The 18,094-nt window shown below is 45.8% G+C and carries 16 protein-coding genes; 5 read left to right on the top strand and 11 right to left on the bottom strand.

Annotation, left to right across the window (positions count from 1 at the left end):
* Window positions 1-472 precede the first annotated feature (472 nt).
* On the bottom strand, window positions 473-2,095 hold the full coding sequence (locus ACBR23_RS02715) for a mechanosensitive ion channel family protein (protein WP_371118663.1): 1,623 nt from the start codon (window positions 2,093-2,095) through the stop codon (window positions 473-475).
* A 264-nt stretch (window positions 2,096-2,359) separates the two neighbouring features.
* Between ACBR23_RS02715 and ACBR23_RS02720 the strand changes: the two genes are divergently transcribed.
* Window positions 2,360-3,328, top strand: a complete 969-nt coding sequence (locus ACBR23_RS02720; protein ID WP_341735465.1) for a DMT family transporter — start codon at window positions 2,360-2,362, stop codon at window positions 3,326-3,328.
* A 165-nt stretch (window positions 3,329-3,493) separates the two neighbouring features.
* Window positions 3,494-4,459 carry a DMT family transporter gene (locus ACBR23_RS02725; RefSeq protein ID WP_341735464.1) on the top strand — a complete coding sequence of 322 codons (966 nt, stop codon included), beginning with the start codon at window positions 3,494-3,496 and terminating at the stop codon, window positions 4,457-4,459.
* Between the two features lie 155 nt (window positions 4,460-4,614).
* Here ACBR23_RS02725 and ACBR23_RS02730 read toward each other — a convergent pair whose 3' ends face one another.
* From ACBR23_RS02730 to rimI, 3 genes are all read right to left on the bottom strand, one after another.
* Window positions 4,615-5,451, bottom strand: a complete 837-nt coding sequence (locus tag ACBR23_RS02730) for a histidine phosphatase family protein (RefSeq protein WP_371118664.1) — start codon at window positions 5,449-5,451, stop codon at window positions 4,615-4,617.
* 348 nt (window positions 5,452-5,799) lie between these two features.
* Window positions 5,800-7,011, bottom strand: a complete 1,212-nt coding sequence (locus ACBR23_RS02735) for an EF-hand domain-containing protein (RefSeq protein ID WP_371118665.1) — start codon at window positions 7,009-7,011, stop codon at window positions 5,800-5,802.
* A gap of 386 nt (window positions 7,012-7,397) precedes the next feature.
* Window positions 7,398-8,018, bottom strand: a complete 621-nt coding sequence (rimI, locus tag ACBR23_RS02740; RefSeq protein WP_371118666.1) for a ribosomal protein S18-alanine N-acetyltransferase — start codon at window positions 8,016-8,018, stop codon at window positions 7,398-7,400.
* A 105-nt stretch (window positions 8,019-8,123) separates the two neighbouring features.
* Between rimI and lysA the strand changes: the two genes are divergently transcribed.
* From lysA to ACBR23_RS02755, 3 genes are all read left to right on the top strand, one after another.
* Entirely contained in the window at window positions 8,124-9,542 is a 1,419-nt protein-coding gene (gene lysA, locus ACBR23_RS02745) for a diaminopimelate decarboxylase (protein ID WP_371118667.1), read from the top strand.
* Window positions 9,543-9,718: 176 nt separating this feature from the next.
* Window positions 9,719-10,639: a diadenylate cyclase CdaA gene (gene cdaA / locus ACBR23_RS02750; RefSeq protein WP_371114187.1), complete on the top strand. Its 921-nt coding sequence runs from the start codon at window positions 9,719-9,721 to the stop codon at window positions 10,637-10,639.
* A complete protein-coding gene (locus ACBR23_RS02755; RefSeq protein ID WP_341735458.1) occupies window positions 10,636-11,382 on the top strand; it encodes an isoprenyl transferase in 747 nt (248 codons plus the stop codon). The genes cdaA and ACBR23_RS02755 overlap by 4 nt, the downstream gene beginning before the upstream one ends.
* 210 nt (window positions 11,383-11,592) lie before the next feature.
* Here the strand turns inward: ACBR23_RS02755 and ACBR23_RS02760 are convergent, their stop codons facing one another.
* The 7 genes from ACBR23_RS02760 to ACBR23_RS02790 all read right to left on the bottom strand — a co-directional run bounded on the left by ACBR23_RS02760 (window position 11,593) and on the right by ACBR23_RS02790 (window position 17,846).
* Window positions 11,593-11,865: a DUF3143 domain-containing protein gene (locus tag ACBR23_RS02760; RefSeq protein WP_371118668.1), complete on the bottom strand. Its 273-nt coding sequence runs from the start codon at window positions 11,863-11,865 to the stop codon at window positions 11,593-11,595.
* Window positions 11,866-12,080: 215 nt separating this feature from the next.
* Window positions 12,081-12,560, bottom strand: coding sequence for a J domain-containing protein (locus ACBR23_RS02765; protein WP_371118669.1), 480 nt, complete (start codon window positions 12,558-12,560; stop codon window positions 12,081-12,083).
* A gap of 37 nt (window positions 12,561-12,597) precedes the next feature.
* Complete coding sequence (locus ACBR23_RS02770) at window positions 12,598-12,720, bottom strand: hypothetical protein (protein ID WP_341735454.1); 123 nt, start codon at window positions 12,718-12,720, stop codon at window positions 12,598-12,600.
* Between the two features lie 30 nt (window positions 12,721-12,750).
* Complete coding sequence (locus ACBR23_RS02775) at window positions 12,751-13,611, bottom strand: Rpn family recombination-promoting nuclease/putative transposase (RefSeq protein WP_371118670.1); 861 nt, start codon at window positions 13,609-13,611, stop codon at window positions 12,751-12,753.
* Between the two features lie 52 nt (window positions 13,612-13,663).
* Complete coding sequence (locus tag ACBR23_RS02780) at window positions 13,664-14,527, bottom strand: Rpn family recombination-promoting nuclease/putative transposase (RefSeq protein ID WP_371118672.1); 864 nt, start codon at window positions 14,525-14,527, stop codon at window positions 13,664-13,666.
* A 44-nt stretch (window positions 14,528-14,571) separates the two neighbouring features.
* Window positions 14,572-16,155 carry a chloride channel protein gene (locus ACBR23_RS02785; RefSeq protein WP_371114179.1) on the bottom strand — a complete coding sequence of 528 codons (1,584 nt, stop codon included), beginning with the start codon at window positions 16,153-16,155 and terminating at the stop codon, window positions 14,572-14,574.
* A gap of 260 nt (window positions 16,156-16,415) precedes the next feature.
* Window positions 16,416-17,846: a hypothetical protein gene (locus tag ACBR23_RS02790; protein WP_371114178.1), complete on the bottom strand. Its 1,431-nt coding sequence runs from the start codon at window positions 17,844-17,846 to the stop codon at window positions 16,416-16,418.
* Window positions 17,847-18,094 lie beyond the last annotated feature (248 nt).

Genomic DNA, 18,094 nt, shown 5'->3' on the forward strand with positions numbered 1-18,094 from the left:
TTTATTTTTGGGATGGGAAAGGGAACCCTGAGAATGAATATTATGGCCGTCTTATTTCACTTTTGCTTGATTTCTTTGCAATCCCAGACATGATAGTACCCAATGTGTCCTGAAGCGCCGTCTGTAGGGCTTAAAATCTACTATTTTCACATACCCAGTTCCCTTAGCCTGTCGGGCGGCTTTGACTGCGGATGCTAGGTTACTCTCGTTTTAGGGGCCGTTGGTGAAGTTTGTGGTAAAATCTGTTTCTTTAAAAACCGTGTAGACAACGGTTCCTTCGGGATCGATCAAAAACATATCCTATGTACTCAAAAGGATTGTCAATGTCGTATACTAAGCTGTTCGGCATTTAAACTTAGGGGCGTAGGGTGCGTCAGTATTATCAGGTTTTCCGTTTCAGCGTAAGCGTTCTAGCTGACGCACCCTACTAGCCTCGTTACTGGTTTAAATGGAGAACAGCTTATTCGCCTACCTACTTAGACAAATACGACTGACGCAAATGCCAGACGATTTCACGCCGCATTTCGCTGAGAATCCGCTGTCCCCGTTCACAATGTTCTAGCTTGATGTCATCGACATAGAACCGCACCAGCGTCTCTCGCGTGTAATCTCCATTCAGGTCATTGATCCAGATTTTGGGGTCTTGCCATTCATTGCGTGAACTCTTGAAGTTTTCTCGCAACCATTCGCGAAAGCCTTCTACCAGATCGTCTAATCGCGTTTCTAACCCTTTGGGATTACTGATTGCCCAAAACAGCTTGTTGACTTTGATCTTCAACAAATCAATCTTCTGTTCCCACTCTTGCTTCAACATTTGCTGGTCTTCTTGAAATAGGTCAGGGTCTTTCAACCAGTATTGATACCAACGGCGTATCAGCCCAATCAACGTACTATCGGATACTGTTCCCGTAGCTTCACCGATCGAGCGTCTGCGACGGTCATGTCGATCGGACTTTTTTGATTCCATTCCAATCTTTTGACAAAGTTCCAGATAGTATGCTTGCACTGTTCGCCGCTCCTCTATATCTAATCCGCCCCTTTCTAATTGGGAGATGATATCGGCTAGGTGCGCCAAACCCATTTCAATCTCAGCTAGTATAGTATTCACCTCAGACTCAGCTAACAAGCGTTGCAGTCCCGCCTCTCGCTTCTGTTGCGCTTTTACCCCTGGTATAGAGTAACCATAAAACTGGTCAATCAATTCTAACTTCTGGTGAATTTCGCCCATGGTATCGGGGTGCGCCAGCACGACTTTTTCAATCATGGAGATGGCTAGAGCCGGGGCAACATCTGCTTTGATGGGGATGGAGATCGTGTAGTAGTAATGATTGGTCGGACGGCTGAGGTTAATAATGTTCTGCCCTTCAAACGCGGCATTGGGGATGTAAATTTGTGAGTGCGTGTCAATGAGATACAGTTCGGTTAATCGCAGCCCAATGTGTTTAATCACGCCTCTTTTACCGTTGGCTAGCTCAATCACATCCCCAAAGCGAAACGGTGTATCGATGAGCAAGACTAACCCACTGAAGAAGTTTGCCAGAATATCTTTTAGCGCAAACCCCAAGATAAAACTCAATCCTCCGATTGCAACTAACAAACCTTGGATGTCAACACCTAACGCTTGGAGAAACAGTAGTCCACCCACCAAGTAAACAATTAAAGGGAGAACATTTTGTAGGATGGGAGCGAGAACATCATCCCACATTGCCTCGGAGCCTTCGGAATACTGCCTAAAAGCATAGGTCAGAACCTCGGCGATCAATTGAACTACCCAAAAGGCGACGACAAGGATCAGAAAAGCGGTCAATCCTCGTTGGAACCAAGTAATGTAACTTGTAGGAGTGACAGATAGCTTCAGCAATGCCAGCCTCAAACCGATCGCGACCGCAATCAGTATCAGTGGCGTTTCTGAGACGTTGAGTGCAACTAACGGTAGGTCGGAGGTCAATTGACGGAAAACCCTCCGCAAAATACCAAACAGTAGGTAGAGAACAATAACGACAACACCAAGAATGCCGAAGTTAAGCAAAAATGCACCCCATCCTGGAGCAGGCAAAATAGCTAACAGAAACGTAGAACTGCTGATCGTCGTCATTTGGAAACCGGCTCCATAGATCCGTATAGTATGTAAAAAATGGTGCTTGACATAGTTTTATATAAGTGCTAATTAATGAAAGGGATGATCTTTCAAAAATAGAAATATAAAAAAACTAAAACAAGCATTTAGCTGCTGGATTTGCTAGAGAAAACTTCTCGATCGCCACGAAGCAGAGTTGCTTCACAGCCACCACGAAGCAGAGCTGCTTCACAGCCTATCATAAATTTTTCTGTTTGATATTTGTTTCACCTCTGATGTCTGATGAATGAATCCAATAAAACGACGATGGCGATCGCCTCATTACTTGTCGGTGTAGTCGCCATATCTTTTGGCTCTATCTTCATTAGATGGAGTGAAGCTGAACTCAGCCCCAATGCTACAATATTTAATCGCCTTTGGCTAGGTAGTGTCGTCTTCGGGCTGTGGCAAGGATACAAGGCGATACGTCAGAGACTTTCTGGTGACAAACCTGTTCAACAGCACTCATACACCAGTCAGGAGCTTTTGCTATTGCTGGGTGCTGGGATTTTTTTTGCTGCCACCTTATCCTTTGTAGCTTGGTCGCTGACTCAGACCAGCATCGCTATCTCGACAATCCTGCATAATCTCGCCCCGATATTTACCAGCTTAGGAGCGTGGTTGTTATTCGGTCAAGGCTTTAACCGCCAATTTCTGATTGGGATGGTCGTCGCCATTGGGGGAGCGATCGCCATTGAAATCGAGCAGATCCAAATCGCCACTGGTGAAGTCACAGGAGGCATAGCAGCCATCCTCTCTGCGGTTTTCTTGGGTGCATACCTGCTGGTGATAGAACAACTGAGAACCAAATTTGACCCCATCACAATTCAGTTGTGGGTTTGTGCGATCGCTACTTTCTCCATCTTGCCCATACTTGTGTTCACTGGCGATCGGCTTTTTCCTTCTTCAGTGAATGGGTGGCTGTTCGTCATTTTTCTTGCCCTCGTCTGCCAAGTTTTAGGTCAGGGACTTTTAACATATAGCGTTGCCCAGTTGTCCTCAGTGGTTGTCTCCTTAGTACATTTGTTAGAGCCAGTATTTAGCAGCATTTTGGCTTGGGCAATATTTGGGGAAAAGTTAAGTTTCTCGAATGGGGTAGGTTTTGTCCTAGTTCTCATCGGTGTATACCTAGCCGTATCTAGCCAAGCTGCTGTCGATATCCGGCTTGCATCAGCTAGAGAGCGGGTAGTCACCATTAGACATCTCCCATAATTATTGTGGAACAGGCATCCCTTCGACTTCGCTCAGGGCACCGCCTGCCTGTTCAAGACTCGCTTTTTGGGAGATGTCTATTACTGTTTGTTTCAACGGCAACTGAACAAGACTTGGCTCAAAAAAAATCTACACAACTAGATGTCAACACATTTGTTAAAAAGTATGACAGCCAAACTGGAATTAGCAGAGCAACCGTTGTCCAGAACACCAACTTGGATCGCAACAGCTTCATTATTTGCCAGCCTAATCCCCCTATCTTTAGCACCAATCCTGGTCAAATTGTGCGAACGAGAAATAGGTTCAAATGCCGTAGCATTCCATCGTGGCTGGATCGCTGCCATCGTCTTTGGGTTGTTGAGCGGACTTGAGGCTTGGGAGCGCCAAAAATCTGATAACCAACCCGTAGAACAGAAGCCTTTTACGAGACGAGAATTGGGGCTATTGGTAGCATTGGGAACTTTCGGAGCGACCTACTTTCTCCTATGGTCTTTGTCGCTGACTAAAACCAACGTTGCCAACGTTACGTTATTTTGTGGTTTGAACCCACTGTTTGTCGGTTTGGGGGGGTGGTTGTTATTAGGTCGGCGCTATAACAGCAGATTCATTATTGGCATGATCATGGCACTGGGGGGAGCGATCGCTATTGGATTGGAGGACGTGCAGTTCGCTACTGACCAAGTACAAGGTAATGCCCTCGCCTTGCTATCGGGGATTTGTTTTGCTGCGTATCTGATACTGCTAGAACTGCTACGAGAACGATTTACCACGGCAACCTTATTGCTGTGGCGCTGCGCCTTCACGACTATGTTTGCGTTTCCCGTCCTCGCACTCGCCGAAGAAACATTGTTTCCCCATTCCTGGATGGGGTGGTTTTTCGTAATTTTGCAAGCCATCTTGTGCCAAGTGTTGGGTCAAGGACTTTTGGCTTACAGCCTCAGCCAACTGTCGTCAGGGTTCGTCGCCGTCACGCTGCTTTTCGAGCCAGTCCTTGCCTCAATCTTCGCTTGGGTAATTTTCTCTGAACGCTTAGGTTTCATTGACTTGGTGGCGTTTGTCGTGATTTTATGCGGTATCTATGTAGCTCAATCGAGTCAATCTGCTGTTAAAGAAACCAGCGAGGTAGCTTAATTAATGCGCGATCGCTATGATTGTCACTTCGGGGACAGTATCAAACTAGGCAACAACTATAGCAATCCTAAATCATTTGTGAATTTCTTACTCCCGGACCTTAGTAAGGGGAGGGTTGGGGTGGGGTAAAAATATTTATGACTCATTTAGGATTGCTATAGTAGGGGAAGCTGAACGGTTATTGCTATAAATAAGTTTGACGGTATCCCATCTGAAGCGCTGACTGCTTTTACAAAGCTGCCAAGCAAAAATGCAATGGCATATAGCGCAATAGCCCACATGGTTGAAAGATCGCTAGTCTTTTTACGCAGGGTTGCCACACCACTGGATTCATAGTCGCGAAACTTGACTAGATCCTCTCGACTGAGAGCTTTAGCATTAGGGAGTTTCAAGCGTTTGTAAGCAGTTGGTGGTAGACCGCTTAGATAAACTGATAAAGGCTCTAGTACATATTCATGGCATACCACTAGAATATTTTCCCCCCGTTGTAAGCGGGGGACAATCTGCTCCTCATAGAAAGCAGCTACTCGTGAATAAACTTGTGTTATCCTCTCGCCACCAGGAGGTGCTTCGTTGTGTGAATGCAACATTTCTTCAAAACTTTCGTAGCCAAGGGCAAGACGAACCAGATTTTTGTTACGTTTCGTAAAAATGCCCTGCGATCGCTCACTAATCCGATAGTCGATCTGAATGGGGACATCAGGCGACCTGAGCGCCTGACTAACATCAAGCGCGATTTCACAGGTTTCCCGCGCACGTATCATGTGAGAGACATATACCGCGTCGAACTTTATACCTTTTTTTTGAATATCCATGCCTGCACGGCGTGCCTGCAATTTGCCATATGGTGTGAGTGCAACATCCAAAACTCCCGCAAAAATGTTGCGTTCGTTGCTGGTGCTTTCACCATGCCTAACAAAGTAGGCACGTCCTGGATAATCATCCTTTTCTGCATCTGCAACAGATGCGCTGGTGTTATTGGTTTTTAGCACTATTGTTCATAGATAGATTGATGGTATGATATCAGCTTTTTGTAGAGACGCTTGGGTGTCGCGTCTCTAGAATTTATGAGAAATGTAGACCAGGAATGGTCATCGCCTCAGAAAATGTTGTAAAGATAATATGACGTTTTTCCGTGAGCCCACGATTCCCTTCTACGGGCGATCGCCATATCATTTATTCTGTCTGAGGTTTTGGGTAGATAGTTTATTTTTTTCTCACAAAAACATCGCTTTCTTCGAGAGGATACGCCACTTGACTTAAGGCAGTGCAGGAAACACGCCACGGGTGGTTTGCCCTTACAACAATTACACAATTCATTTAGGATCGCTATAATTTAATTATGCTCCAACTGGTGATGCAGCAGCAGAGACGACGTTCAGGTTTGCAACCAACCCATAGGTTGATACATACTCTTCTAACTCTGCTAAATCGACAGTGCCATTTTTATCGCTGTCAAGAATGTTGAAAAGATAATCAGTGACGTATTTCCTGACTTCTTCAGAGCTGCGTTCGCCTGTTGTCATATCTTCGATTAGCCCTAACAACTCCGTAATTTCGGCTCGATCGAGCGACTGACTTCCATCCGTATCCAATTGCAGGAAAAGCTTTTTGATATCTTCTGTTGCCACTCTCGAAGAACGCAGTGTTTCTCTCAATATGTCATTGCCAAATGAATTCATAAACAATATCTGCTCAATGAGTGGTATGCAGAAAAAGCCCAGCGATGCCCAAAAAACTGCATATTTCACATCCGAAGTAGTTGCACTAACACCGATGAAAAGAGCAGCCCAAAGGAAAAAGTTTGGATTCACCAGCAGGATATAAGCATCCCTCGCTTCTGCTTTGCTTAGCTTGCCTTTTGTCACTACTGAGGTTAATGTAGCTGCTGCGCGCATTGAAAGAAAAACCAAAGTTGCAATTGCTAGCTGTTGCAGACAAGCTAGCGATCGCGCTGTATCTGTTGAGGAAAATATATCGCTGAGGAATGTTGCCGGAGTAAACTGAAACCCGGTTGCCAAGGCCATGAATGCAACAGCCAGCACACCGATAAATTTCCAGTTTTTACTGTGGTGGTTTGATTCTACTGGAGATTTGTCGCGCCAAAATTGGGCGATCGCACCCGGTATTGCCAGACCTAAAATTAGAATGATACCGAAAAAGATCAGGCTGTCAACATTAATGGGTAAATTAGCAACCTTTAATGTCGCTAGCAGCGCCAGAGGCGCAACGATTGATAGCGTTCTTGACAACAGGGCTGAGGGATAAAGATTACCGCCCCAAAGCACGGATAAAACTGGGGAAGTCAGGGCTGGCGGAACCATCCAAAACAGCACCCACAAAACTTTGTACAAATCGGCTTCGCTTTGATACAAAAATCCCGAAAATATTAATAACAGCCCAATTATCCATCGCACTGCCATCCACCCGTAAACTAGATACTTCACAGTTGAAGTTACTTTACGTTTACTCGCTGCAAAGTCAATGTCTAGGTAGGTATAAAACGTTATTGAATTCTGTTTGTGAATTCGCAGAAGTTCTTGTGGCTGCATCCGGGAATTTACCTGCAACTTCGATCGCTCCTTTTTCGGTACTTTCTTCTACCTGGTCATCTAAGTTCCTAGTATTCATGATTCACTTTAGCCTTAAACAGGATTTAGATTCTTTTCTCAGCTTGAAGTTTCACAACTTCAATTCAGATTATTTAAAGATATGTGGCACTATATCATGACAACATGGTCTTTGACAGTGCTCAGTTATACAGGGATTTTCAAGTTTGTGGGTATGCGAAACCGGGTTTCTGGGGTGTACTCGATCGATCTGAAATTTGCTGTAAATTTACAATTATCTCCTAAACCCGCCTCTACCAAATCTGGGCGGTGTCTTTTTTTTCCAAAAATTATTAATTAGAGGCACAATTTATTTCACTCACCCGCATCTATAACTCAAAATTATCGATCGCCCAATGCCATTTTTTCTGATTCAGCCGAGCGCACATCTGCACTTTCTCAACCGCCAAATATTGCTGAAATTCCGGTTTTTCCAGACCGCTGCGCCACATTACCAGAGCATCTTCTCCAGTGTCTTCGTAGTATCGTTTCCGCCGTCCAGCCTCTTTAAAACCAAACTTTTTGTACAGAGAAACTGCCGCCAAATTCGATTCCCGCACTTCCAAAGTCGATCGCTCTAATTGTCTGTCACCAGCCGATTTTAGCAACGCCAAAAGCAGAGCTTGTCCCAAACCCTGACGTTGAAACTGAGGATGAATTGCCAGCATGATAATGTGAGCTTCCTCTAAAATTGCCCACAAACAACCGATACCGATGAGAGTTGGGGGAACCTGTAGGGGCGGTGTCCCCGTGCCCGCCCGGTTTTGTAGGGGCGGTGTCCCCGTGCCCGCCCCATCCCAGGTCCATAAACCTAATAAATCGCTATTAGGACTCTCTAACTCGCGCCTGTAGCCTTCGATCGCCCAAATTCCTCCAAAACAGAGGCGATCGAGTTCTACCGCATCAGGCAGGTGTTCGGGGGTCAGAGGTTTAATTTCGAGAAAACGCACAGGGGATTTTAGATTTTAGTCAAAAGCATCAATCTGGGCGCTGATGACCCAATTGCTTGCGGTCAATTGTACACTGGGAAAGACTGTAAAGATAGTTATGGCGCGATGGTATTAACTCAATCGATCGGGGTAGAATCTGGACTCCAGTATCTGTCCGAGTCTCAAGAACCCAGGGAAAGTCGATCGCCCAATCAAGAACTGTTACCACTGACAGCCAGTGTTAACATTCGCGATCGTTTAGAAATAGGAGGCTGTGAGGTGACAGCTTTGGTGGAGCAATTTGGCTCGCCACTGTACATCTTAGATGAAGAAACGCTGCGGGCGACCAGCCGCCAGTACAAACAGGCTTTTGAAAAATTCTATGCGGGTTCTTCTCAAGTGCTCTATGCTTCTAAAGCTTGGAGTTGTTTGGCAGTTTGCGCGATCGCGGCTTCGGAAGGTTTAGGCATAGATGTGGTATCTTCTGGAGAAATTAAGACAGCACTACAAGCTGGTGTGAATCCCGACAAAATCTACTTTCACGGGAATAATAAATCCCGCACGGAAATCGAACTAGCTGTCACCAGTGGCTGCACCATCGTCGCAGACAATTGGTGGGATTTAAAGACTCTAGCAGAGTTGGGAAAATTGGGTGTCTCTCACAAAGCAGGTGAGCCGACACGAGTTATGGTTAGGTTTACCCCAGGAATTGAGTGTCACACTCACGATTACATTAAAACTGGTCAAATCGACAGTAAATTTGGCTTCGATCCCAACTCTCTGGGTGAAGTTTTTAAATTTATCAGCGAGGAGCCGTCGTTATCGTGCGTGGGAGTACACGCTCACATCGGCTCTCAGATTTTTGAAGTGCAACCTCATCATGATTTAGCCGAAGTCATAATTGAGGCCTTGACAAAAGCACGTAGTTATGATTTGCCAGCGACAGAAATTAATATTGGCGGCGGGTTGGGCATTCGCTATACTGAAACGGACGATCCTCCTAGCATTCAAGATTGGGCACAGACAATTTGCTCCGCAGTGGTAGCAGCTTGCGATCGACACCACTTGCCATTACCTAAATTGCTTTGCGAACCAGGGCGATCGCTCGTAGGTACAGCCTGCGTCACAGCTTATACCGTGGGCTCTGAAAAAGTCATTCCGGGAGTGCGGACGTATTTATCAGTGGATGGCGGTATGTCGGACAATCCACGTCCAATTACCTACCAATCAGTTTATCGAGTCCTCGCAGCCAACAAAATGTCTGCTCCCTTAACGGAAACAGTGACAGTTGCTGGCAAACACTGCGAATCAGGCGATATTGTGATTAAAGATGCTAAATTGCCAAAGTGTCAGCCGGGAGATATCCTTGTGGTCACGGCTACAGGAGCATACAATTACAGCATGGCTTCTAATTACAACCGAGTCCCCAGACCGGCGGCGGTTTTGGTGAAAAATGGAGAAGTTAACACGATCGTACAGCGGGAAACTGACGAGGATTTGCTAAGGTTTGACCGTCTTCCTGAAAGACTCGGTGTTAAAAAGTAAAAAGTAAAAAGTAAAAAGTAAAAAGAAAGATAATTAAAAAGGAATTTTTGACTATCGTCTTTTAAATTTTGATTTTTTGCTTGTTCAGTCACGCGATTGGAATAACAACTGTTCATGGTTCACGGGTTCGAGTGCATCATAGTTCGCGGTTCACAGGCGGTAAGGTTCGATGAACCATGAACAATCAACAATCTGGCTATGACTTTGGCCTTATTCAGTCCTTATTGATTCAGGCGATCGATATTGGATTGGTATTTGCTCTTGCGTATTTGGTGCTCGTCATTGTTGGGGAGCGCCGGACGCTGTGGATGGTACGGGGATTTATTATTTTGATGCTGGCGGCGGCGGTGAGCAACTGGGCTGGATTGAGACTGTTGCACGTTGCCCTCAACAGCTTGGTGACAGGTTCGGCTGTGGCAATGGCGGTAATATTGCAGTCAGAATTTCGCCGATTTCTGGAACAATTGGGTCGGGGGGAAATTAGACAATTGTTTGGACGCGATCGCCGACCTACTCCTGAACCGGATAGCGTAATAGATGAAATTGTGGACGCAGTAAAAGAACTTTCGCAAAACCGCACGGGCGCTTTACTAATTGTAGAAACAGATGCTCCGATCGACGATCGCGATTTTTCAGTTCCGGGAGTGAAGCTGAATGCTGAAGTATCTAAGGAATTGTTGCAGACTATTTTTCAACCACAAACTTTGCTCCATGATGGGGCTGTTTTGATTAGAGCTTCGCGGATCGTGTCGGCTGGGGTAATTTTGCCCCTATCCGATCGCAGCGCGTCGCGACAGTTGGGAACCCGCCACCGGGCGGCAATGGGAATTACCGAACGGGTGCAAGCTTGCGTGTGCGTGGTGGTGTCTGAGGAAACGGGTTCTATTTCTTTAGCCCAGATGGGAACTTTAAATCGACCTTTGACAAGCAACAAATTGAAAGAGTTGCTGGAGGCGAAGTTGTTTCCGTCGGAGGGAGAAAGAACTGTCACCCCAATTCCGATCGGTCATCTCGGACGCCAGATAGGATTGAAGGGATGGACACTTTTAAAGCAGATACTGCGCCGTTCGTCATCGGCTAATCGGGAGAAAAAATGAGTCAAGGAATTTGCTTGCAAGAACTGCCGGAGGATCTGGAACAAGAACGGCTGCCTAAGCACATAGCGGTGATTATGGACGGGAACGGTCGCTGGGCAAAGAATAAGGGGTTGCCGAGGATTGCGGGCCACCGTCGAGGGGCTAGCGTGCTTAAGGAATTGCTGCGCTGTTGCAAAGATTGGGGAATTCCAGCTTTGACGGCCTATGCTTTTTCCACGGAAAATTGGGGCCGGCCGGCCGGGGAGGTGGATTTTTTAATGAGTCTGTTTGAGGGAAAGTTGCGACAAGAATTGCGGGAAATGGTGGACGAGGACGTGCAAATCCAATTTATGGGGAATTTGCAGGCTTTGCCCATGTCTTTGCAGGCGGAAATTGAGCGTTCGGTGGCTGCAACTCAACATAATCAGGGAATTCGGTTTACGGTGGCGACGAATTACGGGGGGCGTCAAGAGATTGTGCAGGCCTGTAGGGCGATCGCGACTCAGGTGCAGGAGGGTAAGTTGCAGCCTTCTGACATTGATGAGGTTTTATTTAAACGCTATCTGTATACTGCGGATGTTTGCGACCCGGATTTGTTGATTCGGACGAGTGGGGAAATGCGATTGAGCAATTTTCTGTTGTGGCAAATGGCGTATTCGGAAATTTATATTACTGAGACGCTATGGCCTGATTTTGATCGATCAGAGTTTCACCGTGCTTTGTCTACTTATCAGAAACGCAGCCGCCGATTTGGGAAAGTCTAACGATTTTGGATTTTAGATTTTGGATTTTAGATTAATTGATTGATTAGCTATCTCCAAAAAAGCTAGTTTTGAACAGGCAAGATGCCTGTTCCACAAGCATTATTGGAAAGGTGAATGTACAGAATAAATGCAGCATAAATGCAGATTTTTGTCTGTATTTCCCACCTTAAAATCTATTCTTCAATCCAAAATCTAAAATCTAAAATCGAATCATGGCCCTGAAAACACTGCTTCTTCGATATCCTGACGGGAGAGAGAGTATTTGAAAAAGCGCTGAATATCTTGGCCGTCGTTTCCGGCATTGATGTAGCGGATGGTGAGTTGGTCAATTTCCAGGGCGAGTTCTGCTTTCCATGCAGGTCGATCGATGTTCCAGCAGTGGAGCTCCCGCAGGTTTTGCTCGCAGCCACGGCTTTTTAGCCACTGCTCGATTTCTGGGAGTGGATGGTTGTATAAAGGGGTGTCAGCGGAAGGAAGAGTCATAAGGAATGGGGAATGGGGAATGGGGCAACCCCCCCCAGCCCCCCCCAAGGGGGGAATCAGGGAGGAAATGGGGAATGAGGGAGGAAATGGGGAATGGGGAATTGGGAATTGGGAATGGGGAATGGGGAATTGGGCAACCGCCCTGGCCCCAAGGGGGGAATGAGGGAGGGAATTGGGAAAACAGTGGTTAATTTTTAATTTAGAACTTTTAGTTGTCAATTACCACGAATTAGCCCGATCGCGATCGCCAGCATCAAACATCCGATTAAAGTAGCCCCCATGATAAACAGGGCGAATATTTCTCCCGGAGAAAGGGGGCGATCCGTGGGATCGAGGTAAGCCGAGTTGAAATTTTTTTCCCGCGATTGGGAAACGGGAGTATCGAAGCCAGGGGGCTGCTGAATCACGTTCATGCGAGAATAGCCGATTTTGAGGTCGTAGGCGAGGCGGCGTTCTGGGTTGCTGAGGGTGGCGTAGGCGTTGTTAAGCTGCTGAAATTTGGCGGTAGCGACTGTGGGTGGCAAGTCGGTGGTATCGGGATGGTAGAGTTTACTCAGTTCCCGGTACGATCGCCGAATTTCGATGGCGGATGCGGAAGGATGCAGCCCTAATAAGCCGTAGTAACTAGAACCCAAGGGGGCTTTTCCTGGCATTTTCTGACTTGTGCTGTTGGCTTTTGCCTCGTTCGGAGTCACCGAGAGCGCCTCTGGGCTTGTGGTTGATAATTTTTGATTATTTTAGCCCAGAGTTGAGGGTTGCGCCACTGTTTGTGATGTCGAGGGGTTGATGGTGGGTTTGATATTTCTGACTCACGGAGCGATCGGGTAAACTCCACACTGGGGATATTTTGTGCATATTTCAGTTGCTCTGCCCAATTACTTTAAACTATGAATCGCCCCGCAAATTCCCTATATCCTCCACGCTAAGCCCGGTAACTTGGCTAATCGTGGCATTATCTAGCTGTGAAAGTAATTGTCTGGCGATCGCCAACTTCTCTTCTCGCTTGCCTTGTTCTATGCCTTGTTCGATGCCTTCCTGAACAGCTTTAATAATCGCCCCCTGTTGGTCATAAATAAACTGTTCTCTTCTGTCCAAATCTTCCAATTCCTCGCGGCTTAATCTGGCTTGATTTGCAATATCAAAAGCTTGATGTATTTCCGGTATACTATCCATTGTTTCTGGGACTGATGTCAAACTTCTCGCATTTTTCATGAAATAAATCCATTTATCTGCCAGAGTTTCCAGTTGGTCTTCTTCTTTAGTAAATTTCGGCAACTCTACAAACACTAAATCTAGGTCGTTTTCGGGATAAGTAAAGTTTTTATTTACTTCTTTTAACACAAATCTAGAACTAAAATCCTCACTCTCAGGAAACATTTCAAAGTCAGTAATTGTTAAAGCAATCACTGGCTTCAACAGTCGATACCCTTGGGCTGCTTGTAATTGGAAAGCATAAGTCTTAGCTGCATTGTAAAAAACCCGCTTCCCAAAAGACTGGACGTTGAGCACTTGCATTTCAATAATTACTAAAGTGCCATTATTGAGCTTGGCTTTGACATCCAGATAACTATCTTTTAATCCTTCTACTTTTGGGGGCAGATTTGGGTTGATTATTTCTAAGTCTTGAATGGTGGAATTTCCTTCATAAATCAAGGCGTTGAGAAAGCTGATTAGAATATCTTTGCTTTCTGATGAACCGAATATTTTTTTGAAAGCGTAATCGGTTTTTGGGTTGATAAATATCATAATTGGAATGTAGTAGGTTAATAATTAAATCAGTTTATCCTGGCAGGAAGGGCTAGGAATCGCCCGATCGCAAATTGCGTACATCCTCAACGCTAAGCCCTGTAGTTTGGCTGATGGTTCGATCGTCTAGCCGTGAAAGTAACTGTTGGGCGATCGCGATCGCCTTTTCTCGCATCCCTTGTTCTATGCCTTGTTCTATGCCTTCCTGAACAGCTTTAATAATCGCCCCCTGTTGGTCATAAATAAACTGTTCTCTTCTGTCCAAATCTTCCAATTCCTCGCGGCTCAACCGGGCTTGATTTGCAATATCAAAAGCTTGATGTATTTCCGGTATACTATCCATTGTTTCTGGGACTGATGTCAAACTTCTCGCATTTTTCATGAAATAAATCCATTTATCTGCCAGAGTTTCCAGTTGGTCTTCTTCTTTAGTAAATTTCGGCAACTCTACAAACACTAAATCTAGGTCGTTTTCGGGATAAGTAAAGTTTTTATTTACTTCTTTTAACACAAATCTAGAACTAAAATCCTCACTCTCAGGAAACATTTCAAAGTCAGTAATTGTTAAAGCAATCACTGGCTTCAACAGTCGATACCCTTGGGCTGCTTGTAATTGGAAAGCATAAGTCTTAGCTGCATTGTAAAAAACCCGCTTCCCAAAAGACTGGACGTTGAGCACTTGCATTTCAATAATTACTAAAGTGCCATTATTGAGCTTGGCTTTGACATCCAGATAACTATCTTTTAATCCTTCTACTTTTGGGGGCAGATTTGGATTGATTATTTCTAAGTCTTGAATGGTGGAATTTCCTTCATAAATCAAGGCGTTGAGAAAGCTAATCAGAATGTCTTTGCTTTCGGAGGAACCGAATATTTTTTTGAAGGCGTAATCGGTTTTTGGGTTGATAAATATCATAGTTTGAATTAGGTGGTAGAGGTAACATTAGTATTTTATCTCTGTCAAACTGCTGATTTTGTTTCAGGTGATAGCTTGATATTTTCCGGCAAATGTGCATTAGCCATGGCCAACACAGGCTCATCACTGTGGTGTTCCTCATCGATCGGAATTTGGCAAGAAATCAGTTCGGTGACAATGCGATCGCCCAGAGCATCTTCCCAATCCTGCAACTGTTCCCTTGCCTTAATCGGTGTATTCACGGCCACATCTACGCCCATTTGCTGAAGGTTGAGGCTGTGGGCTTGCGATCGACGATTAACACACTCCACCAGCCAAACACTCAATCCGACTGCTGCCATCAAAGGCAAAACAATCCGGTAATCTCTAGTCAATTCAAACATCAACAGAATGGCTGTCAAAGGCGCTCTAGCACTACCGGCGAGCACCGCAGCCATTCCCACCATGGCATAGGCAGGAGGTCCAGCAACGCGATCGGCCAAGGCAGGCACCATCGTCAAAAAGATGCCATAGGCCGAACCCAGGGAAGCACCCAAAAACATCGCCGGAGCAAAAATGCCACCAACCAAACCGCTACCGAGGCTGATTGCTGTCACCGCCAGTTTCACAAACAACAACAGCAGCAGCAAAGGCAAAGAAAACTCAACATCTTGAAGCATGGCTTGGACTGTTTCATAGCCAACCCCCAAAACTTGAGGTAGCACCAAAGCTACTAAACCGACGCAAGCACCACCGATGATGGGGTGCACAGGCCGCGGCAATCGTCCCAGCCAAGCAAATCCTCGGACTTTTCCTTGAAAACAGCGTTCTGCCAGTTGAATTGCCTCAGTGTAGGCTAGGGACACTACGCTAGCCAAAAGCCCCAATCCCATGTAAAAAGGCAATTCTAAGGGACTACGCACATCGTAGACTGGCAGAGCAAAAGCCGGTTGAGATCCTAAACAAATTTGAGCTAGAAGTGCCGATACTACGGCTGCTAGCAAAACAACGCTCACTGACGAGGTAGCAAAAGTGCTGCCGAGCACAACTTCTAAGGCAAAGAATACTCCAGCGATGGGAGCGTTGAACCCGGCTGATAAACCCGCAGCGGCGCCAGCACCCAGGAGCAAGCGCTGCCGTTCTGGGGAAAGTTGCAAAACTTGAGCCAGCAGCATTCCAAAGTTGGCACCGATTTCGACGCTGGGGGCTTCTGGGCCCAGGGAAGCGCCGGTGCCTAGGGAAACGGAGGCGGCCACCATTTTAGTGATGGGTTTGAGGGGGGATAGTTCTTGCAACCCGCGAGTGGCTGCGATGAGGGAAGACATATTGGGGCCAAAATCCCGAAACCGCCAGCGCATTAAGCCGATGACGACTCCGCCCAGGGTGGGAATGCAGGCTAGTGTCCAAGGCCCTGAAGAGGAAATTACCCCCATGAAGTCTTCCAGCATCAGGGTGTGGATCAGATGGATGAGATAGTGAAAAGTGATGACACCTGCACCAGTGACTCCCCCGATGACTAGGGAGAGGATGAGCAAGAGGGTTTCGGGACTGGGGTGCAAGCGGTTGAATATCGGGCTCAGCAGGGAAGCATCGGGAGTTTGTGCGGTTGGGCCGGGCGGCTCCAAGTCTACAGGATGGAGGAGTCTCATTTAGGGATTAATTCTTCTGTAAGAATTTAGATAAATATTACATTTTATTTCTTATTTTAATTTTGAGTGATTTTAGGGGAATTGACAACTAAATTAAGAGTGATTTTAAAGAAGATTTTTTGTGGTGGTGACTTGGTGGGAAAGGCACTTAACAGAGTAGCTCCTAATTTGAGTGGGAGATTGTATGCCTCACTACATTTAATCTTTCAGGAATTGGGCAAGAAGGTGGCTTGAGTATATTTACGCATTTAGAGTGTTGTTTAGATTGGTTGTTGAGTAGGCGGAATTCTTGGTTTCGGTTTGCCGATCGACATTAGGGGATCTCCCATAGTTGTAATTTTCCAGGGAGCTGATTGTAGTTGCCGCGCTGCGATTAAAAATGGAGCCGATCGCAAAAGTCGATCCACGATTAATTTCGGCGGAATAAATGCCGATAACAAAGGTTCATTAACACTACCAACATAGGTATAAGCGCCATTTTCTAACCACCGTCCAGCAACGGTGTTTTTATCATCTGGTGCTGCGGCAGACCAACTGTGTATCATGTGTACAACTGCGGGAAATTTGAGTTGTGGGATGTCTTTTACTAAAGCATCGCCGTTGCCAACTTGGAATGAATTTGGATAGCCTTTGGAATTCATCAAAATCAAGTCAAATTCCCAGGGTTTTGATGCTAAAGTTCGCCATGTGTTGAGGCTAGATTCGGGTTTTTCCACTAATTCTACTTCCAAATCTAGTGTTTTTAATCCGCTAGCTGCTGAGTTCATTTCATATTTTGCCCAACTTCCTTCCTGGGGGTAACTATCATAAAGCATAGCTGTTTGAGCATCGAGAAATATGGAACACATGACTTGATAAATCGATCGCACTGAGGCACCGTAAATCCAGCCGGCGACAGCCCAGCGATCGCCGTTGGGGTGACGCCCCAAACCGTCAGTAACGGCTAATTGTTCGTCTGGTTGGTCTGGGGATTGATATTTGACTGCTAATTGGCGTACCATGGTCAAAGTGTCGATCGCATCGCCGAGTTGAGCATAAACATATCCAGTAGATTCGACTGCTGTGGTAACTGCGGTTTGCAGAGTTTGCCACTGTTGCTGATTGAGAGTATCATTAGGCTTTCCGAAGTTACCTTCTAAAAATACTAAAGGTTGACCGCGGGCGGCGGCTAAGGCGACTGCTGCTGTCCTTGCTGGGTCATTTTCCGATGTGATTACTACTCCTGGCGGTTCCCAGCCCAACTCTATCCATTTGGCTTTTAAAGTTTGAGAATCTGTGCAATTCCAGGCTGCTGCTGATGCCTTCAGCATCAATTGTTGAAGTTTTTGAGTTTTTGGCAGTTGCTGTTTGATGCTGGGTAAACGGACTATTTCATCGGCTTGGAAGCGATGGAGAAACATGGGCGTATATTTGTTATCTTCGATCAGAATTGGCCAATGTCCTTTGAGGTTCCATTTTTGGATAGCTGCTAAGAATGTGGCTTCGTCTGGTACTAAAACTATGCGGTTAACAATGGGTATGTTGTCGCGAAGGATGTTGACTCGGAGGCCTGTTTGAACTGGCCAGGGTTCTTGTGTTGCTGATGGGGGCAGTTCAAAGGGTTTTTTGAGGAAACTACAAGCCGTTAATGTATGTGATAAGCATAGCAATAGTGCGATCGCCAGTAATTTAAATTTTAACGGTTTTTTCATAAAAAATAAATCAGTAGTCAGCAGTCATGAGTCATATCAATTCCGGTTGTATCGGAATGATTTAACCGCGAAGGCGCTAAGGACGCGAAGGAAGAGAAGAGAGGATTTTATATCAGCGTAAGAAGGAAGAGTCAAAAAAATGAACTGGGGTGCATCTGTGTTTTTCAAATATATTCCTAGGGGCGAAGCCTGACGGCAGAAAATTTATTAGTGATAACCAGAGATTTATAGCCGGAATGCTTCGCCCT

This window comes from Microcoleus sp. (genome assembly GCF_041354475.1).
Classification (GTDB): Bacteria; Cyanobacteriota; Cyanobacteriia; order Cyanobacteriales; family Microcoleaceae; genus Microcoleus.